Source organism: Streptomyces sp. NPDC005863 (assembly GCF_042871345.1).
Classification (GTDB): Bacteria; Actinomycetota; Actinomycetes; order Streptomycetales; family Streptomycetaceae; genus Streptomyces.
In genome coordinates this window covers 69,970-89,080 of record NZ_JBIAII010000016.1, presented here as the reverse complement: position 1 = coordinate 89,080, position 19,111 = coordinate 69,970, and the positions used below count along the sequence as shown (strand labels likewise).

19 protein-coding genes are annotated in these 19,111 nt (G+C 71.2%); 12 read left to right on the top strand and 7 right to left on the bottom strand.

The genetic code is table 11. The features are described 5' to 3' along the window. Positions 1–69: 69 nt before the first annotated feature. From ACFYO9_RS36205 to ACFYO9_RS36195, 3 genes are all read left to right on the top strand, one after another. Entirely contained in the window at positions 70–870 is an 801-nt protein-coding gene (locus ACFYO9_RS36205) for a class I SAM-dependent methyltransferase (RefSeq protein ID WP_358777811.1), read from the top strand. Between the two features lie 320 nt (positions 871–1,190). Beyond that, entirely contained in the window at positions 1,191–2,255 is a 1,065-nt protein-coding gene (locus ACFYO9_RS36200; RefSeq protein ID WP_355819227.1) for a C40 family peptidase, read from the top strand. A 316-nt stretch (positions 2,256–2,571) separates the two neighbouring features. Further along, positions 2,572–3,999 (top strand): fused response regulator/phosphatase, encoded by a 1,428-nt coding sequence (locus ACFYO9_RS36195; protein WP_358777812.1) that lies wholly within the window; start codon positions 2,572–2,574, stop codon positions 3,997–3,999. Between the two features lie 41 nt (positions 4,000–4,040). Here the strand turns inward: ACFYO9_RS36195 and ACFYO9_RS36190 are convergent, their stop codons facing one another. The 3 genes from ACFYO9_RS36190 to ACFYO9_RS36180 all read right to left on the bottom strand — a co-directional run bounded on the left by ACFYO9_RS36190 (position 4,041) and on the right by ACFYO9_RS36180 (position 5,759). Beyond that, complete coding sequence (locus ACFYO9_RS36190) at positions 4,041–4,394, bottom strand: DUF2516 family protein (RefSeq protein ID WP_388667063.1); 354 nt, start codon at positions 4,392–4,394, stop codon at positions 4,041–4,043. 136 nt (positions 4,395–4,530) lie between these two features. After that, a complete protein-coding gene (locus ACFYO9_RS36185) occupies positions 4,531–5,193 on the bottom strand; it encodes a hypothetical protein (protein WP_358777813.1) in 663 nt (220 codons plus the stop codon). Between the two features lie 104 nt (positions 5,194–5,297). Further along, the gene (locus tag ACFYO9_RS36180) at positions 5,298–5,759 is read right to left on the bottom strand and encodes a helix-turn-helix transcriptional regulator (RefSeq protein ID WP_355819237.1); all 462 of its coding nucleotides are present in this window, start codon (positions 5,757–5,759) and stop codon (positions 5,298–5,300) included. Positions 5,760–5,952: 193 nt separating this feature from the next. On the opposite strand from ACFYO9_RS36180, the gene ACFYO9_RS36175 reads away from it, so the two are divergent. Next, positions 5,953–6,534, top strand: coding sequence for a hypothetical protein (locus ACFYO9_RS36175; protein ID WP_358777814.1), 582 nt, complete (start codon positions 5,953–5,955; stop codon positions 6,532–6,534). A gap of 10 nt (positions 6,535–6,544) precedes the next feature. Next, a complete protein-coding gene (locus ACFYO9_RS36170; RefSeq protein ID WP_358777815.1) occupies positions 6,545–7,225 on the top strand; it encodes a hypothetical protein in 681 nt (226 codons plus the stop codon). An 876-nt stretch (positions 7,226–8,101) separates the two neighbouring features. Here ACFYO9_RS36170 and ACFYO9_RS36165 read toward each other — a convergent pair. Next, positions 8,102–8,308, bottom strand: coding sequence for a hypothetical protein (locus ACFYO9_RS36165; RefSeq protein ID WP_358777816.1), 207 nt, complete (start codon positions 8,306–8,308; stop codon positions 8,102–8,104). 75 nt (positions 8,309–8,383) lie between these two features. Here ACFYO9_RS36165 and ACFYO9_RS36160 point away from each other — a divergent pair, with 75 nt between their 5' ends. The 6 genes from ACFYO9_RS36160 to ACFYO9_RS36135 all read left to right on the top strand — a co-directional run bounded on the left by ACFYO9_RS36160 (position 8,384) and on the right by ACFYO9_RS36135 (position 14,873). Then, positions 8,384–9,046: a class I SAM-dependent methyltransferase gene (locus ACFYO9_RS36160; RefSeq protein WP_358777817.1), complete on the top strand. Its 663-nt coding sequence runs from the start codon at positions 8,384–8,386 to the stop codon at positions 9,044–9,046. A 124-nt stretch (positions 9,047–9,170) separates the two neighbouring features. Next, positions 9,171–9,968, top strand: coding sequence for an N-acyl homoserine lactonase family protein (locus ACFYO9_RS36155; protein WP_358777818.1), 798 nt, complete (start codon positions 9,171–9,173; stop codon positions 9,966–9,968). 72 nt (positions 9,969–10,040) lie between these two features. After that, positions 10,041–12,617, top strand: coding sequence for an excinuclease ABC subunit UvrA (locus ACFYO9_RS36150; protein WP_358777819.1), 2,577 nt, complete (start codon positions 10,041–10,043; stop codon positions 12,615–12,617). Between the two features lie 129 nt (positions 12,618–12,746). After that, on the top strand, positions 12,747–13,175 hold the full coding sequence (locus ACFYO9_RS36145; protein WP_355819253.1) for a helix-turn-helix transcriptional regulator: 429 nt from the start codon (positions 12,747–12,749) through the stop codon (positions 13,173–13,175). A gap of 10 nt (positions 13,176–13,185) precedes the next feature. Further along, complete coding sequence (locus ACFYO9_RS36140) at positions 13,186–13,605, top strand: VOC family protein (RefSeq protein WP_355819256.1); 420 nt, start codon at positions 13,186–13,188, stop codon at positions 13,603–13,605. Between the two features lie 83 nt (positions 13,606–13,688). Further along, complete coding sequence (locus tag ACFYO9_RS36135) at positions 13,689–14,873, top strand: MerR family transcriptional regulator (RefSeq protein ID WP_358777820.1); 1,185 nt, start codon at positions 13,689–13,691, stop codon at positions 14,871–14,873. Positions 14,874–15,006: 133 nt separating this feature from the next. On the opposite strand, the gene ACFYO9_RS36130 is transcribed toward ACFYO9_RS36135, so the two are convergent. Next, complete coding sequence (locus tag ACFYO9_RS36130; protein ID WP_358777821.1) at positions 15,007–15,378, bottom strand: helix-turn-helix domain-containing protein; 372 nt, start codon at positions 15,376–15,378, stop codon at positions 15,007–15,009. A 110-nt stretch (positions 15,379–15,488) separates the two neighbouring features. On the opposite strand from ACFYO9_RS36130, the gene ACFYO9_RS36125 reads away from it, so the two are divergent. Further along, positions 15,489–16,385: an NAD(P)-binding domain-containing protein gene (locus ACFYO9_RS36125; RefSeq protein ID WP_358777866.1), complete on the top strand. Its 897-nt coding sequence runs from the start codon at positions 15,489–15,491 to the stop codon at positions 16,383–16,385. A gap of 16 nt (positions 16,386–16,401) precedes the next feature. Here ACFYO9_RS36125 and ACFYO9_RS36120 read toward each other — a convergent pair whose 3' ends face one another. Together ACFYO9_RS36120 and ACFYO9_RS36115 are read right to left on the bottom strand one after the other, a co-directional pair. Then, the gene (locus ACFYO9_RS36120) at positions 16,402–16,800 is read right to left on the bottom strand and encodes a hypothetical protein (protein ID WP_358777822.1); all 399 of its coding nucleotides are present in this window, start codon (positions 16,798–16,800) and stop codon (positions 16,402–16,404) included. A gap of 207 nt (positions 16,801–17,007) precedes the next feature. Next, the gene (locus ACFYO9_RS36115) at positions 17,008–19,083 is read right to left on the bottom strand and encodes an AAA family ATPase (protein ID WP_358777823.1); all 2,076 of its coding nucleotides are present in this window, start codon (positions 19,081–19,083) and stop codon (positions 17,008–17,010) included. Between the last annotated feature and the right edge of the window lie 28 nt (positions 19,084–19,111).

Sequence of the window (19,111 nt, the reverse complement as noted above, 5' to 3'; positions counted from 1 at the left end):
CCGCGTGCCCTATTTTGCCAAAGCATTACGTGGGGCTCTCAACCGGTCGCCCCCGCATACCCTTCTCCCATGGCCCCACGCACCCCTTCCCGCCCCGTGGGAACGGTGACGCGCGGGACCACGAACCCGAACCGGCTGCGCCGCATGGACCGCTGGATCGCCGCCGTTCACGGCCCCGCGCTGCGCCGCTCCCCCGACCCGGTCGCCGTCGACCTCGGTTACGGCGCCTCCCCCTGGACCGCCGTCGAACTGCTGTTGCGGCTGCGCTCCGTCGCGCCGCACGCGCGCGTGGTCGGCATCGAGATCGATCCGGCGCGGGTCGCGGCGGCCGCCCCGTACGCGCGCGAGGGCCTCACCTTCCGGCACGGCGGCTTCGAGGTGCCGCTGCCGGGCGGTGCTCCGGTCCTGATCCGGGCCGCGAACGTCCTGCGGCAGTACGACGAGGAGCAGGTCGCCGACGTCTGGCGGCGGCTGTGCGCCCGCCTCGCCCCCGGCGGCCTCCTCGTCGAGGGCACCTGCGACGAGATCGGGCGCCGGCACGTGTGGGTGGCGCTCGGGCCCGAGGGGCCGCGCACGGTGACGTTCGCGGCGCGGCTCGGCTCCCTGGAGCGCCCCTCCGACCTCGCCGAGCGGCTGCCGAAGGCGCTGATCCACCGGAACGTGCCGGGCGAGCCGGTGCACGCGTTCCTGCGGGACTTCGACCGGGCCTGGGCGGCTGCGGCACCGTACGCCTCGTACGGTGCCCGGCAGCGGTGGATCAGGGCGGTCCGCGACCTGACCGCCGACTGGCCGGTGCGCGACGGGACTTCGCGGTGGCGGCAGGGGGAAGTGACGGTGGGGTGGGGGGCGTTGACGCCTCGGGTGGGGTGAACGTCGCGTCCGCTTCCGCCGGGTGAGCCGGTGGATCCCGGCCGTCTCGGCCCGTGACCCCGACGCCTCCATCGGGAGGAACCCCGGCTGCCTCCGTCGGGGTGAACCCCGAGGTCACTCCGGGGCCACCCGGACGTCACCCGGAGATGGTCCGGTGTGCGGAGCCGGCGGGGAACGATCTCCGCGTGTCGCACGTCACATGGAGCGAGTGGGGGGATCGGAGTTGCCGCCGGGCTCTGTCGGATCGGGCGTCGGCGTGGCACCATCCCGTTGGCGACCGTAAGTTACTGACGGTAAATCAGCTTTGGGGGTGGCAGGACGTGACCGGCAAGCGATACTCGGCGGCGGCGACTGTGGCGCTGATCTGCGCGGCTGTGGTGGTGACCGCACCGGGTGCGGCGTACGCGAGCCCGGCCCCTCCACGGCCCACGGGCCCGGCCCCCAGATCGGACAAGTCGCTGGAGCAGGTCCGCAAGGACATCGACGAGCTCTACCACGACGCGGGCGTGGCCACGGATGCGTACAACGCCGCCGAGGAGAAGGCCGACAAGCAGTCCGAGCAGATCGTGAAGCTGGCCAAGGACATCGCCGACGGCCAGGCGAAGCTCAAGAGGCTGCAGGCCCGCGCGGGCGCAGCGGCCCGCGCCCAATACCGCGGCGGCGGCCTGCCGGACGAGGCCCGGCTGATGCTGAGCGACAGCCCGGGCCAGTTCCTCGACGGCGCGGGACGCATCCGGCAGGGCGAGAAGGCCACCAAGGGCATGCTCACCGAGCTGGAGCGCACGCAGGAGGACCTGCGGATCTACGCGAAGGACGCCACCGCCCGCTGGAAGAAGCTCGAGGCCAACCGCAAGGCGAAGGCGGCGTCGAAGAAGCGGATCAAGAAGAAGATCGCGGCCGCCGAGAAGCTCGAGTCGACGTTGGAGAAGAAGGAGCGGGAGCGGCTGCGGAAGATGGAGGAGGCAGCCGCCCTCAAGAAGCAGTCGGCGTGGGTGAGTTCGGGCGTCCTGAAGGACATCGACGGCAAGGCGTCGGCCCAGGGCAAGAAGGCCATCGCGTTCGCCACCGCCCAGATCGGCAAGCCGTACGTGTGGGGCGCCGAGGGCCCGGGGTCGTACGACTGCTCGGGACTCACCTCGAAGGCCTGGTCGGCGGCGGGCCGCGGCATTCCGCGGACCTCGCAGGAGCAGTGGAAGCAGTTGCCGCACGTCGACGTCAAGAACATGCGCCCCGGTGACCTGATCATCTACCACTCGGACGCGAGCCATGTCGGGATGTACCTGGGCGACGGCGCGATCGTGCACGCGCCCCGGCCGGGCCGGGACGTGACGATCACGGGGGCGGGGTCGATGCAGATCCTCGGGGTCGTACGGCCGGACAAGTAGCGGCCACGGTGGGGGCGGGGCGAGGGCCGCGGCGGGGGCCGGGGTGGGGTCGCGGTGGGGGCCGCGCCCTACGGGGATACGGGGATACGGGTGTGACCCAGTGCACGCCGGGGCGTCCCGCTCAACCCTCACGGCGTGATGTTCGTCATCCCCCGCAGGGACCTGCCGTGCCCAATTGCGTTCCTGGATGCGGCATATGACGGTGGCCGTTTGCCGCGCGGCATTCCAATGGAGGCGCGGCTACCGCTATGGTCCCCGTCGGTGCTGCGTCGACCTGCGCGGCACCACGCCCTCGGGGGGAGGGAAGGACCAAACGATGCCCGTACCCATACCGCGGCAGAGAGCGATCCCGGCCGCGGAAGGCGGTCAGGCTCATGCGGCGCCCCCGTACGACACGGCGGCCTCCACCGGCACCGCCGGATCCGGATCCACCGGCACCACCGGATCCACCGACAACAGCCACACCCAAAAGGACAGCAACGGCAGCGGCGGCACGGGCACCGGCCCGAGCGCGGGCACTGGCCCAGGCACGGGCACCGGCACCGGCACCGGCGGCAACTCCGGCGCGCTCACCCTGCTGGTGATCGAGGACGACCCCACGGGCTCGTTGAGCCTCCCCGCGCTTCTCGACTCCGCGGGCAAGCCCATCCGTATCCGTACCGCCCGCAACCTCACCGAGGCCGAGCGGCTGCTCACGGACGACGTGCACTGCATCCTGCTCGACCTGGCCCTGGCCGGACCGGGCGCCGCGGAGGCGGACGAGGACGAGCTCACGGCGCTCAGGCACGTGCTGCGCCTCGCGCCCCGGCACGCCGTCCTCGCCCTCACGGCGAACGACGACTCCGAGGCCGGCGCCGAGGCCGTGCGCGTCGGCGCCCAGGACTACCTCTTCCGTGAGGAGCTGGACGGCCGGTTGCTGAGCCGCGCGATCCGGTACGCGGTGGAGCGCAAGCGCGCCGACGTCGCCCAGCGCCAGCTCTCCGAGTCCCGGCTGCGGGCGCAGGAGAACGCCCGACTGGAGCGTGGCCTGCTGCCCACGCCACTCCTGGACGGTTCACCGTTGCGCTTCGCCGCGCGGTACCGGCCCGGCCGCTCCCGCGCGCTGCTCGGCGGGGACTTCTACGACACCGTGCGCACGCCCGACGGTTCCGTGCACGTCATGATCGGCGACGTCTGCGGGCACGGCCCCGACGAGGCCGCGCTCGGCGTGGAGCTGCGGATCGCCTGGCGCGCGCTGACCTTCGCGGGCCTGTGCGGCGACGAACTGCTCTCCACGCTGCAGAAGGTTTTGGAGCACGAGCGCGCGGACGAGGAGATCTTCGCGACGCTCTGCACGGTCGACATAGCCCCCGACGGCCGCCGGGCCGGACTCTGTCTCGCCGGGCACCCGTCGCCGCTGATCGCGCGCGAGGGCCGGCTCGCCGAGCTGCTTCCGTACGAGGACGGCGGCCCGGCGCTCGGACTGCTGCCGCGCGCCCGCTGGCCGCGCCGGCAGGTGGAGCTCGGCGGCACGTGGAGCCTGATGCTCTACACCGACGGCTTGATCGAGGGCCGGATCGGCCAGGGCAATCAGCGGCTGGGGCAGGAAGGCATGGTGGAGATGGTCCGCCGCCAGATCGCCGCCGGGCTGCAGGGCGACGAACTGCTCGAAGCCGCCGTGAACGAGGTGCGCGACCTCAACGGCGGGGATCTGACGGACGACGTGGCGGTCCTGCTCCTGGACCGGACACCGGGCGGGCGGTGAGGTCACCCGGCGGGCTCGCCGCCGATGATGCTCGGTACGGGTCAGCGGCCGCCGTTGTACGGCCCGTACGGACCGTCGCTGCTGGAGCCGCCGCGGCGGCCGCCCCGGCCGCCGGAGATCTGCTTGATTGCGGGGCGCACGTCCACCATGTACACGATGGTGGCGACGAGCCCGATGATCGGCAGGAACGAAATGATCTGGAAGATCAGGTTCACCACGAAGGCGAGGCCGAGGATGATCAGCCAGAACGGCTTGGTCTTCTTGTCCGCCGCGCGATAGGCGTCCTCGCGCCGGACGGCGGCGTCGATGAGCGCGAATCCGCTGAAGACGATCAGGGCCAGCGACAGCAGCCACATGAAGTTCGCGAACCCTTGCATCAGCACAACGTCCACCACCAGTCTCGGCTCATCATTACGCGGCCACGGTACCCGCTACCCGGTCAACGGAACGGGCACTCGGGTAGTGCCCGTTCCGCTGCCGTCCCGCTCCGGTCCCGTACACGCGCCGTACGCGCGACCGGGTCTGCTCCGCCTACTTGGCGGGCGGCGTGGTCTTCTTCGCGGCGGTCTTGCGGGGCGTGCCCGCGGTCTTCTTCGCGGCGGGCTTCTTCGCCGGGGCGGCGGCCGCGGACGGCTGGCGGGGCGCCGGGGTCACGGGGGTGACGGGGGTGACCGTGGAGGTCTCGGAGGTCTGGGCGCCACCGGCCACCTTGCCGGTCTCCGGCTCGGTCTCCGGCTCGGCGTCCGGCTCGACCGTCTCGGCCAGGTCGAGGATCTCCTCGGCGGCCTCGCCGCGCCAGGCCTTCACGGCCTGCTCGCCGTGCTCGGCGACCTCGTCGTACTTCTCGCGCGCCTTGACCGCGAACTCGGCGGCCACGCCGACACCGCGCAGCGCCAGGTCCTGGGCGGTCTCGCCGAGCTTCTTCAGGTCGGTGTCGAGCGAGCCGAGCACCTCGGTGACCCTGGCCTGCAGGGTCTCCTGCGCCTCCTTGGCGCGGGTGGCGGCCTTGTCCTGCACGGTCTTGGGGTCGGTGTTGCGCACCGCCTCGAACCGGGACGGCGCCTCGGCGATCAGCTGCTCGACGATGCCGGGCACCTTCTTCGCCTGCTGGAACGCGAGGTCCGCGGAACCGGCGACGAAGTAGGCGGGCGTGGGGTTGCTGAGGGTCTTGCGCAGGTCATCGGTGATGGCCATGACGATGGTCCTCCCGGATTCGCGTCAGCTTGTCACTTGAGGGTTATGTTGCGGTTGTGGCTCGGGTTTTTTAGTACGTCGAGCTCCGTGCGTCTGGACGGGCATCACGCGCTTCCGTCGGCTCCGCGGAGGTCGTCGCCGGGTCCGTCCTGATCTTCCTGATCATCGCGATCATCCCGAACGTCCTGGTCCTCCACGTCCTCCACGTACGACGAGGTCTCGAAGCCGTTCTCCTTGCGGAACGACTCGTAGATCTGGAGGAGCACCTGCTTCTGGCGCTCGTTGATGGACGGGTCGGCGAGGATGACGGCGCGCGTCTCCAGCTCGTCCCGCTCCTTCTCGTCGAGGATCCCGGCCCGCACGTACAGCGTCTCCGCGGAGATCCGCAGCGCCTTGGCGACCTGTTGCAGGACGTCGGCGCTCGGCTTGCGCAGGCCGCGCTCGATCTGGCTCAGATACGGATTGGACACCCCGGCGGCGTCGGCGAGCTGCCGCAACGACAGCTGCGCGTTGCGCCGCTGCTCGCGCAGGTACTCACCGAGATTGCCGACGTTGAGCGATGCCATGCCGTCGATGGTGCAGCACCCTTGCTAACTTTTGCAAGCACCCGCTTGCAAAAGTGCGCCACGCCACTGTCTCGCGTCCGTGTGCCTCGCAGCGACAACTGTCACTTCGCAGGGATTTCTGTCACCAGTCCGCCGTAGTCGCCGAGCGGTAATCCCCCAAGGCCTGGCTGTGTGGGCCGCTAGGTTGGCGTGTGTGGAGACACGGGGGCAGAGGTATCGGTATGTGGGCCCGGCTGAGTTGAAAGAGCTCGTCCGGGCGGGTGGTGAGGGGTGGGGCGTCCGCTCGGCAGCGGACTTCGGCGAGTGGGTATCGGCGCTGGCTCGGGACGAGTTGGCTGAGCCGTTCACGTTCGTCGTCGACGGCGACGGGGTGCTGCGACTGGCCCTGCGCCGCAGTGAGCACGTGGTGTGTGCCGGCGGCGGAGAGGTCCTGAGCGCCGGTGAGATGAGCTTCCGCGAGGAGTCCGGGCGGTGGGCGGTCGAGGAGGTCAGCAATCAGTCGACCGGCTACTGCCCGGACATCAGCTCATGGCCCGCCGTGGCCAAGGCTCTGGATCGGATCGGGATCCAGCGACCGCCCGGATTCACGCACAAGGTCGTCTTTCGCCGATGCCACTCCTGCCGGGAGCTCAACATCGTGCGGGAGGAGGACTTCGTATGCGTCTTCTGCGGCGAGGATCTGCCTCAGGAGTGGAACGTCGGTGACTTCTCCTGCGAGCGCTTCCCTCTGTCGGCGCCTCGCGATCGTCGCCACGATCCCAAAGACACGTCTTAACCTGACCCCCATGCCCACCCCTGTGCACGCACTGGCCCACTGCCCCCTGACCCCGGCCGCCGTGGCAGAGTTCCTCGCCCTGCCGCAGCAACCGACGGCTGCGGATGGCTTCGACGCGCTCGACGCCGTTCTGCGCGCTCGGGGCTGGAGTTGGGAACACGCATGCCTGACGGACTCCTACCGCACGGGCTACGGGCATCCGTTGTGCACCGAGGGCGACACCCCTTTCGGGGACCCGGCAGCGCGACGTTTCCTGGTGTTCGGGCAGCTGTATCCCGTCGACCCGCACGACGACGACCTCGACAACATGCCCTGGCTGGGCGAACTCGTGGACGACTGGGGCAGGGCCCCGGGCTGGACGGTCCACCGCCCGTCCACGGTGGAGGCGTGCGCCGAGATACTCGACCAAGCCGCGGACGCCGTCACCGCCCATCTCGGCGCCGCTCCGGAGCGGACGGTCACCAGCGACGCGGCCGTGGTGACGGGCCCGCCGATGCTCCACCGGATCTGGCGCACCGCCACGCAGGCCGTGATCGTGGGGCCACACGCGGACAACGGTCCCTACGGCTACCTCACCCATCTGCAACTCGCTGCTTCTCCCCTCAGTCAGGTCAGTCCGGCCCGCGAACTGCCCCCCAAGGGCGACACGGCGGGACTGGACCGCTGGATCGAGGCGCACGTCGACTGGTGACACCCAGCCGGCACTCAAGGCGCGAAGCCCGGCCCTTGCAGCCCTCCGCCCCCGCACAGGCGGTCTCCGCCGGTCCGACTTCAGTGACAAGCCGTCCAAGGTTCGTTGGCAGAGGACAGGGGACCGGTGATCTCGGAAGGCGAGCCGCCAACGGCGGCTGACCTGTCGCAGCGAAGTTAGTCGGGCCGGATCGCGTTGACCTGCGGGGACTGGATTGGATGAGACGGCTGCGGCCGGTCCTTCGTCCGTCAGGATGCCAAGCTGGTGGTGAACACGGTGTTGGAGCATGCCCATGACGTCGCCCAGGCAGAATGATCGTGTGATTGTCCTTCACTGCATGAACTGTCAGCAGCCTCTGACCTAGCGGTGAACGGTTCCGTAGGACACGCTGGTGGCGGCGTATTCGTCGAGGATGACGTCGATGGCGGGACCGACGCGTCCTTTAGCCCGGCCCTGGATGGCCGCGCGTTCCTTGCGTGGTGGAGGAGTCGATGAGGCGAGGGCCTGGCGAACCATGTATCGGCCCACGCCGTGCTCGCCGCCAACTTCCCGACGGACTGCTCTCCTGCTCGGACGTCCCGACGGATCGCCGCGACGAGCGCGGGCTTGTCCGCGCTGGTGGTGACACGTCACTTGGGCTTGTCCGGGGCTGGCCTCGCACGTTTCTTTCGCACCAGATCGGCCAGCACCCGTCCCAGTACCTCTTGTCGACGGCCGGTAACTGCGGCGAGTCGGTCAGCGCGTGGTCGTTTCCCGCGTCCGTAGGCTTGAGATGGTTGGCCTGAGCCAGTCGGCGGATGAAGGAGTCGGTGCCCTCGCCGAGCCGCATTGAGACCTGGACGGGGAGTCTGGCCAGCTGTTCGGGCAGCGTCTCGGTCACCTGGTGGCCGCCTTCTTCACCGGCTTCTTCACGGTTTCCGCGGCGTGGTCCAGGGGGATCTCGTCGAGCCCTTCTTTGGTCACGTCTTTGGTCACGCGTTCGGTCCCGCCCGGAATCGCGTCGATCGCGGCGCCCCGGATGGCGTGGGACAACGCTCCGATCATGCCGTCGGCCCGGTTGTGGAGGTAGCGGTCCAGCTTCACCAGGCTGCCGTCGGCCGCAGCACCGCCGCGGCACGTCCAGCGGGCCAGGCAGGGACAGCATTACGGTCATGGGCCATGACCGAAGCGACCTACCTGCACGCCACTCGGGCGGCCTACGACACCGTTGCCGTCGACTACGAGAAGCTCCTGCGCGACGAGTTGGACGCGAAGCCGTTGGACCGTGCCATGCTGGCCGCGTTCTCCGAGCTCGTGCAGGCACCGGGCACCGGACCTGTCGCCGACCTCGGTTGCGGCCCCGGTCGCATCACGGCCCACCTCCACTCACTTGGAGTGGACACCTTCGGAATCGACCTCTCCCCCGAGATGATCGCGGTCGCCGGCCGGACCCATCCGGGCCTTCGGTTCGAAGAGGGATCGATGACTGCTCTGGACCTGGCGGACGGGGCACTCGGCGGCGCCGTCGCCTGGTACTCGACCGTCCACACCCCGCCAGAGCTCCTGCCAACCGTCTTCGCGGAATGTCACCGGGTGCTGGCCCCCGGCGGCCCCATGCTCCTGGCGTTCAAGGCCGGAAATCAGCGTCGGCACCTGCACAAGGGATACGGCCACGAGCTGTCGCTCGACGTCTACTGGATGGCACCCGATCTGATGGCCGACCTGATGAACAACGCCGGCCTCGTCGTGGATGCCCAGTTGATCCGCGAACCTGACGCGAGCGAGAGGCCTCGGTTGGGCCGGCAAGCCTTCTTCCTCGCCCACAAGCCCATCGCATCGTGACCCGTCCGGCGTCCGGCGTCCGGCGTCCGGCGTCCAGTGCCCGGTGTCCCGTCTCCGCCGCCCGCCCCTCTGCCCTCGGCAGATCCCCCTGTACGTCACCCCTCTCCCCGCCCAAGATGGCCGCATGGGCAGGGACATCGTGGTGCGGCGGCTCGATCTTGGTTGGTTTGTTCGGCCTGCTTCTGAGGTCGGCGGCCCGCACCCCCGCGTCGAACCAGCCCTCGCCTATCTCGTGCGGCACGACGGCGGGCTGCTTCTCTTCGATACCGGTATCGGCGAGGCGGATGCCGGGACCGAGGCTCATTACCGGCCCCGGAGGCGGGCGTTGGACGAGGCCCTGGCGGGGGTCGGCGTCGGTGTCGGTGACATTTCCATGGTCGTCAACTGCCACTTGCACTTCGACCACTGTGGCGGCAACCCCCTCTTCGGCGGCGTGCCCATCCTCGTCCAGGACGTCGAACTCGCCGCCGCACGTCGGGGTGACTACACCGTCGATGAACTGATCGACTTTCCCGGTGCTGCCTACGAAGAGGTCCGCGGCGAGGTCGAACTCCATCCGGGGATCTGGGTCGTCCCTACGCCCGGGCACACCGACGGGCATCAGTCGTTGGTGCTGCGGCGAGGTGACGGCAGCGTCGTCCTCGCAGGGCAGGCGCACGACTTCGCCCCCGAATTCGCCTCCGCCCAGCTGGCCCGCGACGCCGCGCTCCACGGCGTCGAACAGCCGCTCCCTCCCTATCCGCGCTGGCTGGACCGGCTCGCCGACTTCGACCCGCGACGTGTCCTCTTCGCCCACGACTCCTCGGTCTGGGAACCCGCGGCGGAGCGGCCAAATCCGGTCAGTACGAATCCGGTCAGTACGAATCCGGTGAGTACAGATCCGGTCAGGAATCGAGAAGCGTCTGACCCTCGCCGCCGCTAGCGTGGCCCCACCACGACACGTGCCGGAGGTAAGGACCGCCGGGCGGTCCGGGCCCGACAGACGGAGACCACCATGAGCAAGGCCCGGAAGACCACCCCACCGCAGACTGCGGCCGCGGCCACGCCCGCACCCGCCGCCCCCGTTTCCGGGGCCGCCCCGCACGCCGCCGACCGGCACGACCTCATCCGCGTGCACGGCGCCCGCGAGAACAACCTCAAAGACGTCAGCATCGAGATCCCCAAGCGGCGGCTCACCGTGTTCACCGGGGTCTCCGGTTCGGGCAAGAGCTCCCTGGTCTTCGACACCATCGCCGCGGAGTCGCAGCGGCTGATCAACGAGACGTACAGCGCGTTCGTCCAGGGGTTCATGCCGGCGCAGGCGCGGCCCGAGGTCGACGTGCTCGACGGGCTGACCACCGCGATCACCGTCGGCCAGCAGCGGATGGGCGGCGACCCGCGCTCCACGGTCGGCACCGCCACCGACGCCCACGCCATGCTCCGCATCCTCTTCAGCCGGCTCGGCGAGCCGCACATCGGCCCGCCCAGCGCGTACTCCTTCAACACCGCCTCCGTACGGGCCAGCGGCGCGATCACCGTCGAGCGCGGCAACAAGACCAAGGCCCAGAAGGCGACCTTCCAGCGCACCGGCGGCATGTGCACCCGCTGCGAGGGCCGCGGCAGCGTCTCCGACATCGACCTCACCCAGCTCTACGACGACTCCAAGTCGCTCTCCGAGGGCGCGTTCACCATTCCCGGCTGGAAGTCCGACAGCCAGTGGACCGTGCAGGTCTACGCCCAGTCCGGCTTCGTCGACCCGGACAAGCCGATCCGCGCGTACTCGAAGAAGGAGCTGCAGGCCTTCCTCTACGGGGAGCCGGTCAAGGTGAAGGTCAACGGCGTGAACCTCACCTATGAAGGGCTGATCCCCAAGATCCAGAAGTCGTTCCTCGCCAAGGACAAGGAGTCGTTGCAGCCGCACATCCGGGCGTTCGTGGAGCGGGCGGTCACCTTCACCGTCTGCCCCGAGTGCGACGGCACCCGGCTCAGCGAGGGCGCCCGCTCCTCGAAGATCGGGGGGAAGTCCATCGCGGACCTCTGCGCCATGGAGATCCGGGACCTGGCCGAGTGGGTACGGGGGCTGCGCCAAGACACGCCCGCGGGTGCCCCCGGCCCCGCGAACGACCCCGCGAACGGCCCCGCGCACGATCCCGCGTACGACAAGGTCGCCCCGCTCCTCACCGCCCTCCAGCAGACCCTCGACTCGTTCGTGGAGATCGGGCTCGGCTACCTCGCGCTCGACCGCCCCGCGGGCACCCTCTCCGGCGGCGAGGCGCAGCGCGTCAAGATGGTCCGGCACCTCGGCTCCTCGCTCACCGACGTCACGTACGTCTTCGACGAGCCCACGATCGGCCTGCACCCGCACGACATCCAGCGGATGAACGACCTGCTCCTACGGCTGCGCGACAAGGGGAACACCGTGCTCGTCGTCGAGCACAAGCCGGAGACCATCGTGATCGCCGACCACGTGGTGGACCTCGGCCCCGGCGCGGGCACGGGCGGCGGCACCGTCTGTTTCGAGGGCACCGTCGAGGGGCTCCGCGCCTCCGACACCGTCACCGGCCGCCACTTCGACGACCGGGCCGCGCTGAAGGAGACCGTGCGCGAACCCACCGGGGCGCTGGAGATCCGCGGCGCGGACACGCACAACCTGCGCGGCGTCGACGTCGACATCCCGCTCGGGGTGCTCACCGTCGTGACCGGCGTCGCGGGATCCGGCAAGAGCTCGCTCGTGCACCGGTCGATGCCGGCCGGCGCGCAGGTGGTGACCGTCGACCAGACGCCGATCCGCGGCTCGCGGCGCAGCAACCCCGCGACGTACACCGGGCTGCTCGACCCGATCCGCAAGGCGTTCGCGAAGGTGAACGGAGTGAAGCCCGCGCTGTTCAGCGCCAACTCCGAGGGCGCCTGCCCGACCTGCAACGGCGCCGGCGTCATCTACACCGACCTGGCGATGATGTCCGGCGTGGCCACCCCGTGCGAGGACTGCGAGGGCAGGCGCTACCAGGCGTCGGTGCTCGAGTACCGCCTCGGCGGGCGCGACATCAGCGAGGTCCTCGCGATGTCGGTGGACGAGGCCGAGAAGTTCTTCGGCGGCGGCGAGGCGCCCGCGGATGCGCATACGGATACGGATACGGATACGGATACGGAAGCGCTCGCGGAGGCGCACACTCCCGCCGCCCATCGGATCCTGCGGCGCCTCGCGGACGTCGGGCTCGGCTACCTCAGCCTGGGCCAGCCGCTCACCACCCTCTCCGGCGGTGAACGGCAGCGGCTGAAGCTGGCCACCCACATGGCCGACAAGGGCGGCGACCGACTCGTCTACGTACTCGACGAGCCGACCACCGGCCTCCACCTCGCCGACGTCGAACAGCTGCTCGGCCTCCTCGACCGGCTTGTCGACGCGGGCAAGTCGGTCGTCGTCGTCGAGCACCACCAGGCGGTCATGGCCCACGCCGACTGGATCATCGACCTCGGGCCGGGCGCGGGCCACGACGGCGGAAAGATCGTCTTCGAGGGCACGCCCGCCGACCTGATCGCGGCCCGCTCCACGCGCACGGCGGAGCACCTGGCCAAGTACGTCGGGGCGTGAGGGGGGCGGGTGCCGCCGTCGTACGGGGATGTCGCTGTCGTACGAATGGTGCCCCTGCCATACGGATGGTGCCGCCGTCGTACGAGGGCGCCGCGGCGCCGCGCTCGGTACGGTGGTCCTGTGCCCCGTATGTCCGGTGTTCCCCTCTCCGACCTCGTCCGCTTGCGTCAGGCCCGCGACCGGATGGACCGCGACTACGCGCAGCCGCTGGACGTCCCCGCGCTGGCCCGCGGCGCCCTCATGTCGGCGGGCCACTTCTCGCGCAGCTTCCGTGCCGCGTACGGCGAGACCCCGTACAGCTACCTCATGACGCGCCGCATCGAGCGCGCCAAGGCGCTGCTGCGCCGCGGTGACCTCAGCGTCACGGAGGTCTGCTTCGAGGTGGGCTGTACGTCGCTCGGCTCGTTCAGTTCGCGCTTCACCGAGCTGGTCGGGGAGAGCCCGAGCGCCTACCGGGCCCGCGACCACGCCGCCGGCGCCGCCGTCCCCGCCTGCGTCGCCAAACTGCGCACCCGGCCGGTCAGGAACGGAGAAGCGAAGACCGACCCGAGTGCCTAGCGTGGAAGACATGGACATCGAACTCGCGCAGTGCTTCATCGCCGTCGACGATCACGACAAGGCGCTCGCCTTCTACCGTGACGTGCTCGGTTTCGAGGTGCGCAACGACGTAGGTTTTGAAGGGATGCGGTGGGTGACCGTGGGGCTGCCCGCGCAGCCGGGCGTGGAGATCGTCCTCGAACCCCCGCTCGCCGACCCGAACGCCCCGGCCGCCGACCGGCGGGCCGCGGCCGAGCTGATGGCCAAGGGCATGCTCCGCGGCGTCAACTTCCGCACCGCCGACTGCGACGCGACCTTCGAGCGGGTGCGCGCCGCGGGCGGCGAGGTGCTCCAGGAACCGGTGGACCAGCCGTACGGCGTACGGGACTGCGCCTTCCGTGATCCGGCGGGCAACATGCTCCGTTTCGTCCAGCCGCACGCGGACCGCTGAACCGGTAGTTGACCTTCACCTTGGGGGAAGCCGCAGCATCGGTGGGGCCGGGCGCCGTGCCCGGTACGAGGGAGGGGCGGGCCATGAGGCTGCTGACCATCGGGGCGTTCGCGAAGGCGTCCCGGCTGTCGCCGAAGGCACTGCGCCTCTACGACGAGCTCGGCCTGTTGCGCCCGGCCGTCGTCGATCCGGTGACCGGCTACCGCCGTTACGCCCCGGACCAGTTGGACCGGGCCCGCCTGGTCGGCTGGCTCCGCCGCCTGGGCATGCCGCTCGCCCGCGTCCAGCACGTGTGCGCGCTGGCGGACGCGGATGCGGATACGGAGGCGACAGGTCCAGTGGCAGGCCCGGCGGAGACCGCCGCCCAGGAGGTACGCGCGTACTGGGCGCAGGTCGAGGCCGAGACCGCCGCCCGGCGGGATCTCGCCACCTTCCTCGTCGACCATCTGACCTGGAAGGACCCCACCTTGTCCGCGACGACCCAGCCCCTCCGCATCCGCGGCGCCGCACTGTCCGACACCGGCCTCGTCCGGGAGAGCAACCAGGACATCGCGTACGCGGGTGCCCGCCTCCTCGCCGTCGCCGACGGCTTCGGCCCCGCGGGCGGAGCAGCGAGCGCCGCCGCCGTCGGCTCGCTCAAGCGCCTGGAGACCCCGGAGGTCCTGCGAGCCCCGGAAGCCCCGGAAGCCCCGGAAGCTCCGGAGGGCAGGCAGCTCCTCGACGTCCTGGAGGAATCCATCGAGTCGACCCGGCAGGCTGTGCGCGACGCCGCCACGGAAGCGCCTGCCGCGAACGACACGAACGACACGAATCACGACACGAACCACGTCGGTACGACGCTCACCGCGATGTTCTGGACCGGCTCGCAACTCGCGCTCGTGCACATCGGCGACTCCCGGGCCTGCCTCCTGCGCGACGGCGAGTTCTTCCAGATCACCCACGACCACACGGTGGTGCAGTCGCTGCTCGACGAGGGCCGCATCACCCCGGAGGAGGCGTCCTCCCACCCCCAGCCGGCGATGCTGCACCGGGCCCTGACGGGTGGGTCGGACACGGCCCTCGACGTCCGCCTGCACGACGTCCGCCCCGGAGACCGTTACCTGCTCTGCTCCGACGGCCTGTCCACCGTCGTCCCCTCCGAGGAGGTGCGCCGGGTGGTCGCCACGGTCGACGATCCCGAGGAGGCCGTACGGGAACTCGTCGCGCTGGCCAACGCGTTGGGCGGACCCGACAACGTCAGCTGTGTGGTCGCCGACGTCGTCGGATGACGATGCCCCACCGGCCGGGCGCTGCGGCATGGCCACTTTTAAGTGGGTACTTGGCGGGCGCCCGGCCGGCGGCGAAGCTGATGGGGCAGCGGCGGACAGCGCCGGCCAAAGGGGAGACGGAGGTGATGGGGCGTCACAAGTCCTGCCGTACAGCGGTCTCGACGGGAACACGCGCCGCCATCCCGTCCAGGCGCCGGTGTCCCCAGTCGGACAGCGGGGCCAGCGCCGCACAGAGGTCCCTGCCGAACCCCGTGAGGGAGTAGACGGTCTTCAACGGCCGTACGTCGTGCACCTCCCGGAGCACGAGGCCGTCCTCCTCCATTTCACGCAACGCCTGGGTCAGCACCTTCTCGGTCAGCCCCGGCAGCATGCGGCGCATCTCGCCGGGGCGGCGCGGGCCGGTCTCCAGCGTCCAGAGCAGCGCGGTCTTCCACTTGCCGTCGATCACCGCGATCGCGGCGGTCACCCCGCACACGTTCGGGTCATGGGCGCGGCTGCGCGTCATCTTCGTACCCCTCCCCCTTCACGGCACCCTCCGCTGCGACTCATCCATTTTTCTGCGCATACGGAAGTCGAATCATGCCTCAGCACACCCACCAGCCGTCCGCCACCACCATGGCCACGACCATCTCTACGTCCACCCCTCCCACCGTCACCGTTCTCGGGCTGGGCCCCATGGGCCGGGCCCTCACCCGCGCCTTCCTCGCCGCCGGGGTGCGGGCCACCGTGTGGAACCGGACGCCCGGACGGGACGGCGAGCTCGTCGAGCTCGGCGCGGTGAGCGCCGCCACGGCCGAAGAGGCCGTCTCCGCAAGCCCGTTGACCGTCGTCTGTGTCGTCAACTACGACGCGTCGGACGCCGTGCTGCGCCGCGACGACGTCACCCGCGCCCTCAAGGGGCGCACCCTCGTGAACCTCAGCGCCGACACCCCCGACCGGGCCAGGGACACCGGCGACTGGGCCGCCGCGCACGGCATCCGCTACCTGGACGGCGCGATCATGACGCCGACCACGACCATCGGGACGCCGCACGGCGTCTTCCTCCACAGCGGTGACGCCGCGCTCTACGAGGAGCACCGCCCCGTCCTCGACGCGCTCGGCGGCACCCACACCCACCTCGGCGAGGACATCGGTCGGGCGGCGGCGTACGACGTCGCGCTCCTCGACGTCTTCTGGACCTCGATGACCGGCTATCTGCACGCGCTGGCCGTGGCGAAGGCCGAGGGGATCTCCGCGCGGGAGCTCGCGCCGTTCGCGGCCGGCATCAGCGCGATCCTGCCGGCGCTCTTCGAGGAGTTCGCGGTCGACGTGGACACCGGCACGTACTCGGGTGAGGTCAATCCGATCACCTCGGCGGCCTCCACCATGGCCCACGTCATCCACACCTCCGAATCCCACGGCATCGACGCGAGCGTCATGCGCGCCGCCGAGGGCCTGGCCCGCCGCGTCATCGGCGAGGGCCACGGCGCCGACGGCTCGACCCGGATCACGGAGCTGCTCGGGCGGCGCTGAGAGGGTGGGGGCCGCTTCAGGGTGACGCGTGGGTGCCGGTCGTCAACTCCACCTCGGTTCCGGTGAGGGTGAACTCCCTTACCAGCCAGGCGCGTTCGTCGATGCGGGTGCCTGCGCCGGTGGTGTAGGACGGCACGGTGAGTACGGGGTCCGCCTCGCCCCCGGCACGCAGTTCCGCGTCGACGATCACCCCGTCGGAGAACCGCAGGTCGACGCCGACCGGCCATGGTGCGGCGGCGAAGGCGTGCGGGTCGTGCAGTCCCTGGAGGCGGCAGCGGGCCCCCGGGAACAGGTGGGTGTGCCCGCACGTCGCCGGCACGGTCTCCGGTTCCGTGGGTTCGCGAGGCGCCGTGGGTTCGCGGGGCCCCGCGGGCTCGAAGGGCTGCGAGGGCTCGGGGGCGGCGGGGTGGGGCATGGGCGGACTCCGTAACCGTCGGCGGCGAGCTGTTCCGGGCAGCTTGCCGGAAGAGGGGCGCGGTGCGGTGCGCCCGCCGGGCCCGGCACCGCGTTCACGCCTGATCGGAGCAGGCCGGAGCGGGCCGCAGCAGGCCGGGGCAGGCCGCCGGTCGGCGCCCCAGCGGAGCACCCCAGAACTCCGAGAGCCCCGCCCCCCGTCCCCGCGCTACACCTCCCACGGCAGCGGTCTGCTGTGCAGCACGTCGAGCCGGGAGACCGCACGCGTGAGGACGACGTACAGCCGGTGCATTCCGCGCCGTTCCGCCTCCGCGATCGCCGCGGGCTCGACGGCCACCACGTGGTCGTACTCCAGGCCCTTCGCGACCGATGCTGGCAACAGGGCGACGCGGGCGCCGAGTTCGTCGGGACCGGCCACCGCCACGCCCGCCGCGCCGAACACCGCACGCAGCCGCTCCACCTCTCCGTCGGCCGCGATGACCCCGATGGACCCCTCCCGCCCCAGCGCATCGCGCACCGCCCCGACGGCGGCGGCCGCCACGTCCGGCACCTCCCTGATCGCCAACTCCCCGTCCGCACGCATGGATTGTGCGGGCGGCACGTCCACGTCGAGCTGCCCAAGGACCCGGTTGGTGAGGCCGACGATGGCGCGCGGCACGCGGAATCCGACGGTCAGCGGGGTGACCGCGGCGTCCGGCTTGCCCAGGTGGGCGAGGAGGTCGGGCCAACTGCGGGCGGCCCAGGGCGTGGTGGCCTGCGCGAGGTCGCCGAGGACGGTCAGCGAGCCGAAGCCGGCGCGGCGCGCGATGGCCCGGCACTCCATGGGCGAGAGGTCCTGCGCCTCGTCGACGACGATGTGCCCGTATCCGGCGGGCCGTTCGAGGAGTCCCTCGATCTCGTCGAGCAGCACCAGGTCGGCGGCGCTCCACCGCGCGGACTTGTACGAGCGCGGCGGCCGGACCCAGCGGAGGACCCGCTGCTCCGCCTCGTCGAGGACGCCGTCGGCCGCGGCGGCGAGCGCGTCCGCGTCGCCGAGGAGCGCGGCGAGCACCTCGTCGGACCGGACCTTGGGCCAGGCCGCGTCGACGAAGGCACCGACAGGCCGGGACCGCCCCACCTTCTGCAGCCAGGCGCCGCCCTGCGGCCCGGCCCGCCGCTCGGCCCGCTCCTGGATCGCCCGCACGGCCCGGCCGCGCACCCGCTCGCGCCCGACGGCGTACGGCGACCCCTCGGCCCGTACGTCCTCGATGATCCGCTCCAGCTCACCGAGCGGCACCCGCCACCGGTACGAACCGTCCACCACCGCGAGCGGCTCGGCGGGCGGCGCGACCCGCGCGTACAGCGCGCGGCGCAGCACCTCGGCCATCCGCACGTCGTGCTTGACGACGGCGGCGGCCTCGTCGTCGACGGCGCGCACCGGATGCCGCGCGATCTCGTCCTGGACGGTGGACTGCCGTACGCCGCTCTCGCCGAGCGAGGGCAGCACCTCGGCGATGTAGCGCAGGAAGGTGCGGTTGGGCCCGAGGATGAGGAGGCCGGAACGCCGCACGCGCTGGGGGTACGTGTAGAGGAGGTACGCGGCGCGGTGCAGGCCCACGGCGGTCTTGCCGGTGCCGGGGGCGCCCTGCACGCAGACGGAGGCGGCGAGTTCTCCGCGTACGAGGTCGTCCTGGTCGGGCTGGATGGTGGCGGCGATGTCGCGCATGGGGCCGACGCGGGGGCGTTCGATCTCGCCGGCGAGGATGCGGCCGGAGGGGGCGTCGCCGGCGGCCCCGGTCAACTCCTGCGCTCCGTCCAGGAGTTCGTCCTCCATGCCGGTGAGGTCGGCGGAGGCGCCCTTGCTGCCGGGCGCCCAGCCGAACCGGCGGCGGACGGCGACGCCCTGCGGATCGTGGGCGCCGGCCTGGTAGAAGGCGCGGGAGACGGGGGCGCGCCAGTCGACGACGAGGGGCGGCGCGGAGGGGTGTTCGGTGATCCGGAGCCGCCCGACGTGGTAGCGCTGGCCGCGGTGGTCGCCGGCCCGTTCGCCCTCGGGGCCGCTGTCGGCGAAGTCGAGGCGGCCGAAGAAGAGGGGCGCCTCGGGGAGTTCGCGCATGGCCTTGGCGTGGCTGCGGAACTGGTAGCCGAGCACTTCGGCGTCGGCCCCCGAGGCCGAGACGTCCGCGCCTTTGACGACGCGTTCCTCGGCGCCCTCGACCATGGCGGTGAGGGCGGCGCGGCAGAGGTCGTGGTGGTCGCGTTCCCGGTCGAGGGCGTGGGCGCCGTGGGGTGTCGGGGTGGTCATGCGTCGAGAATAATGTAACCGAGTTAAA

What these genes read in the sequence shown, in the direction of transcription:
- ACFYO9_RS36205 (WP_358777811.1), top strand. Translation starts at nt 70, where the DNA reads ATGGCCCCACGCACCCCTTCCCGCCCCGTGGGAACGGTGACGCGCGGG.
- ACFYO9_RS36195 (WP_358777812.1), top strand. Translation starts at nt 2,572, where the DNA reads ATGCCCGTACCCATACCGCGGCAGAGAGCGATCCCGGCCGCGGAAGGC.
- ACFYO9_RS36185 (WP_358777813.1), bottom strand. Translation starts at nt 5,193, where the DNA reads ATGGCCATCACCGATGACCTGCGCAAGACCCTCAGCAACCCCACGCCC.
- ACFYO9_RS36180 (WP_355819237.1), bottom strand. Translation starts at nt 5,759, where the DNA reads ATGGCATCGCTCAACGTCGGCAATCTCGGTGAGTACCTGCGCGAGCAG.
- ACFYO9_RS36170 (WP_358777815.1), top strand. Translation starts at nt 6,545, where the DNA reads ATGCCCACCCCTGTGCACGCACTGGCCCACTGCCCCCTGACCCCGGCC.
- ACFYO9_RS36160 (WP_358777817.1), top strand. Translation starts at nt 8,384, where the DNA reads ATGACCGAAGCGACCTACCTGCACGCCACTCGGGCGGCCTACGACACC.
- ACFYO9_RS36155 (WP_358777818.1), top strand. Translation starts at nt 9,171, where the DNA reads ATGGGCAGGGACATCGTGGTGCGGCGGCTCGATCTTGGTTGGTTTGTT.
- ACFYO9_RS36150 (WP_358777819.1), top strand. Translation starts at nt 10,041, where the DNA reads ATGAGCAAGGCCCGGAAGACCACCCCACCGCAGACTGCGGCCGCGGCC.
- ACFYO9_RS36145 (WP_355819253.1), top strand. Translation starts at nt 12,747, where the DNA reads ATGTCCGGTGTTCCCCTCTCCGACCTCGTCCGCTTGCGTCAGGCCCGC.
- ACFYO9_RS36140 (WP_355819256.1), top strand. Translation starts at nt 13,186, where the DNA reads ATGGACATCGAACTCGCGCAGTGCTTCATCGCCGTCGACGATCACGAC.
- ACFYO9_RS36135 (WP_358777820.1), top strand. Translation starts at nt 13,689, where the DNA reads ATGAGGCTGCTGACCATCGGGGCGTTCGCGAAGGCGTCCCGGCTGTCG.
- ACFYO9_RS36130 (WP_358777821.1), bottom strand. Translation starts at nt 15,378, where the DNA reads ATGACGCGCAGCCGCGCCCATGACCCGAACGTGTGCGGGGTGACCGCC.
- ACFYO9_RS36125 (WP_358777866.1), top strand. Translation starts at nt 15,489, where the DNA reads ATGGCCACGACCATCTCTACGTCCACCCCTCCCACCGTCACCGTTCTC.
- ACFYO9_RS36120 (WP_358777822.1), bottom strand. Translation starts at nt 16,800, where the DNA reads ATGCCCCACCCCGCCGCCCCCGAGCCCTCGCAGCCCTTCGAGCCCGCG.
- ACFYO9_RS36115 (WP_358777823.1), bottom strand. Translation starts at nt 19,083, where the DNA reads ATGACCACCCCGACACCCCACGGCGCCCACGCCCTCGACCGGGAACGC.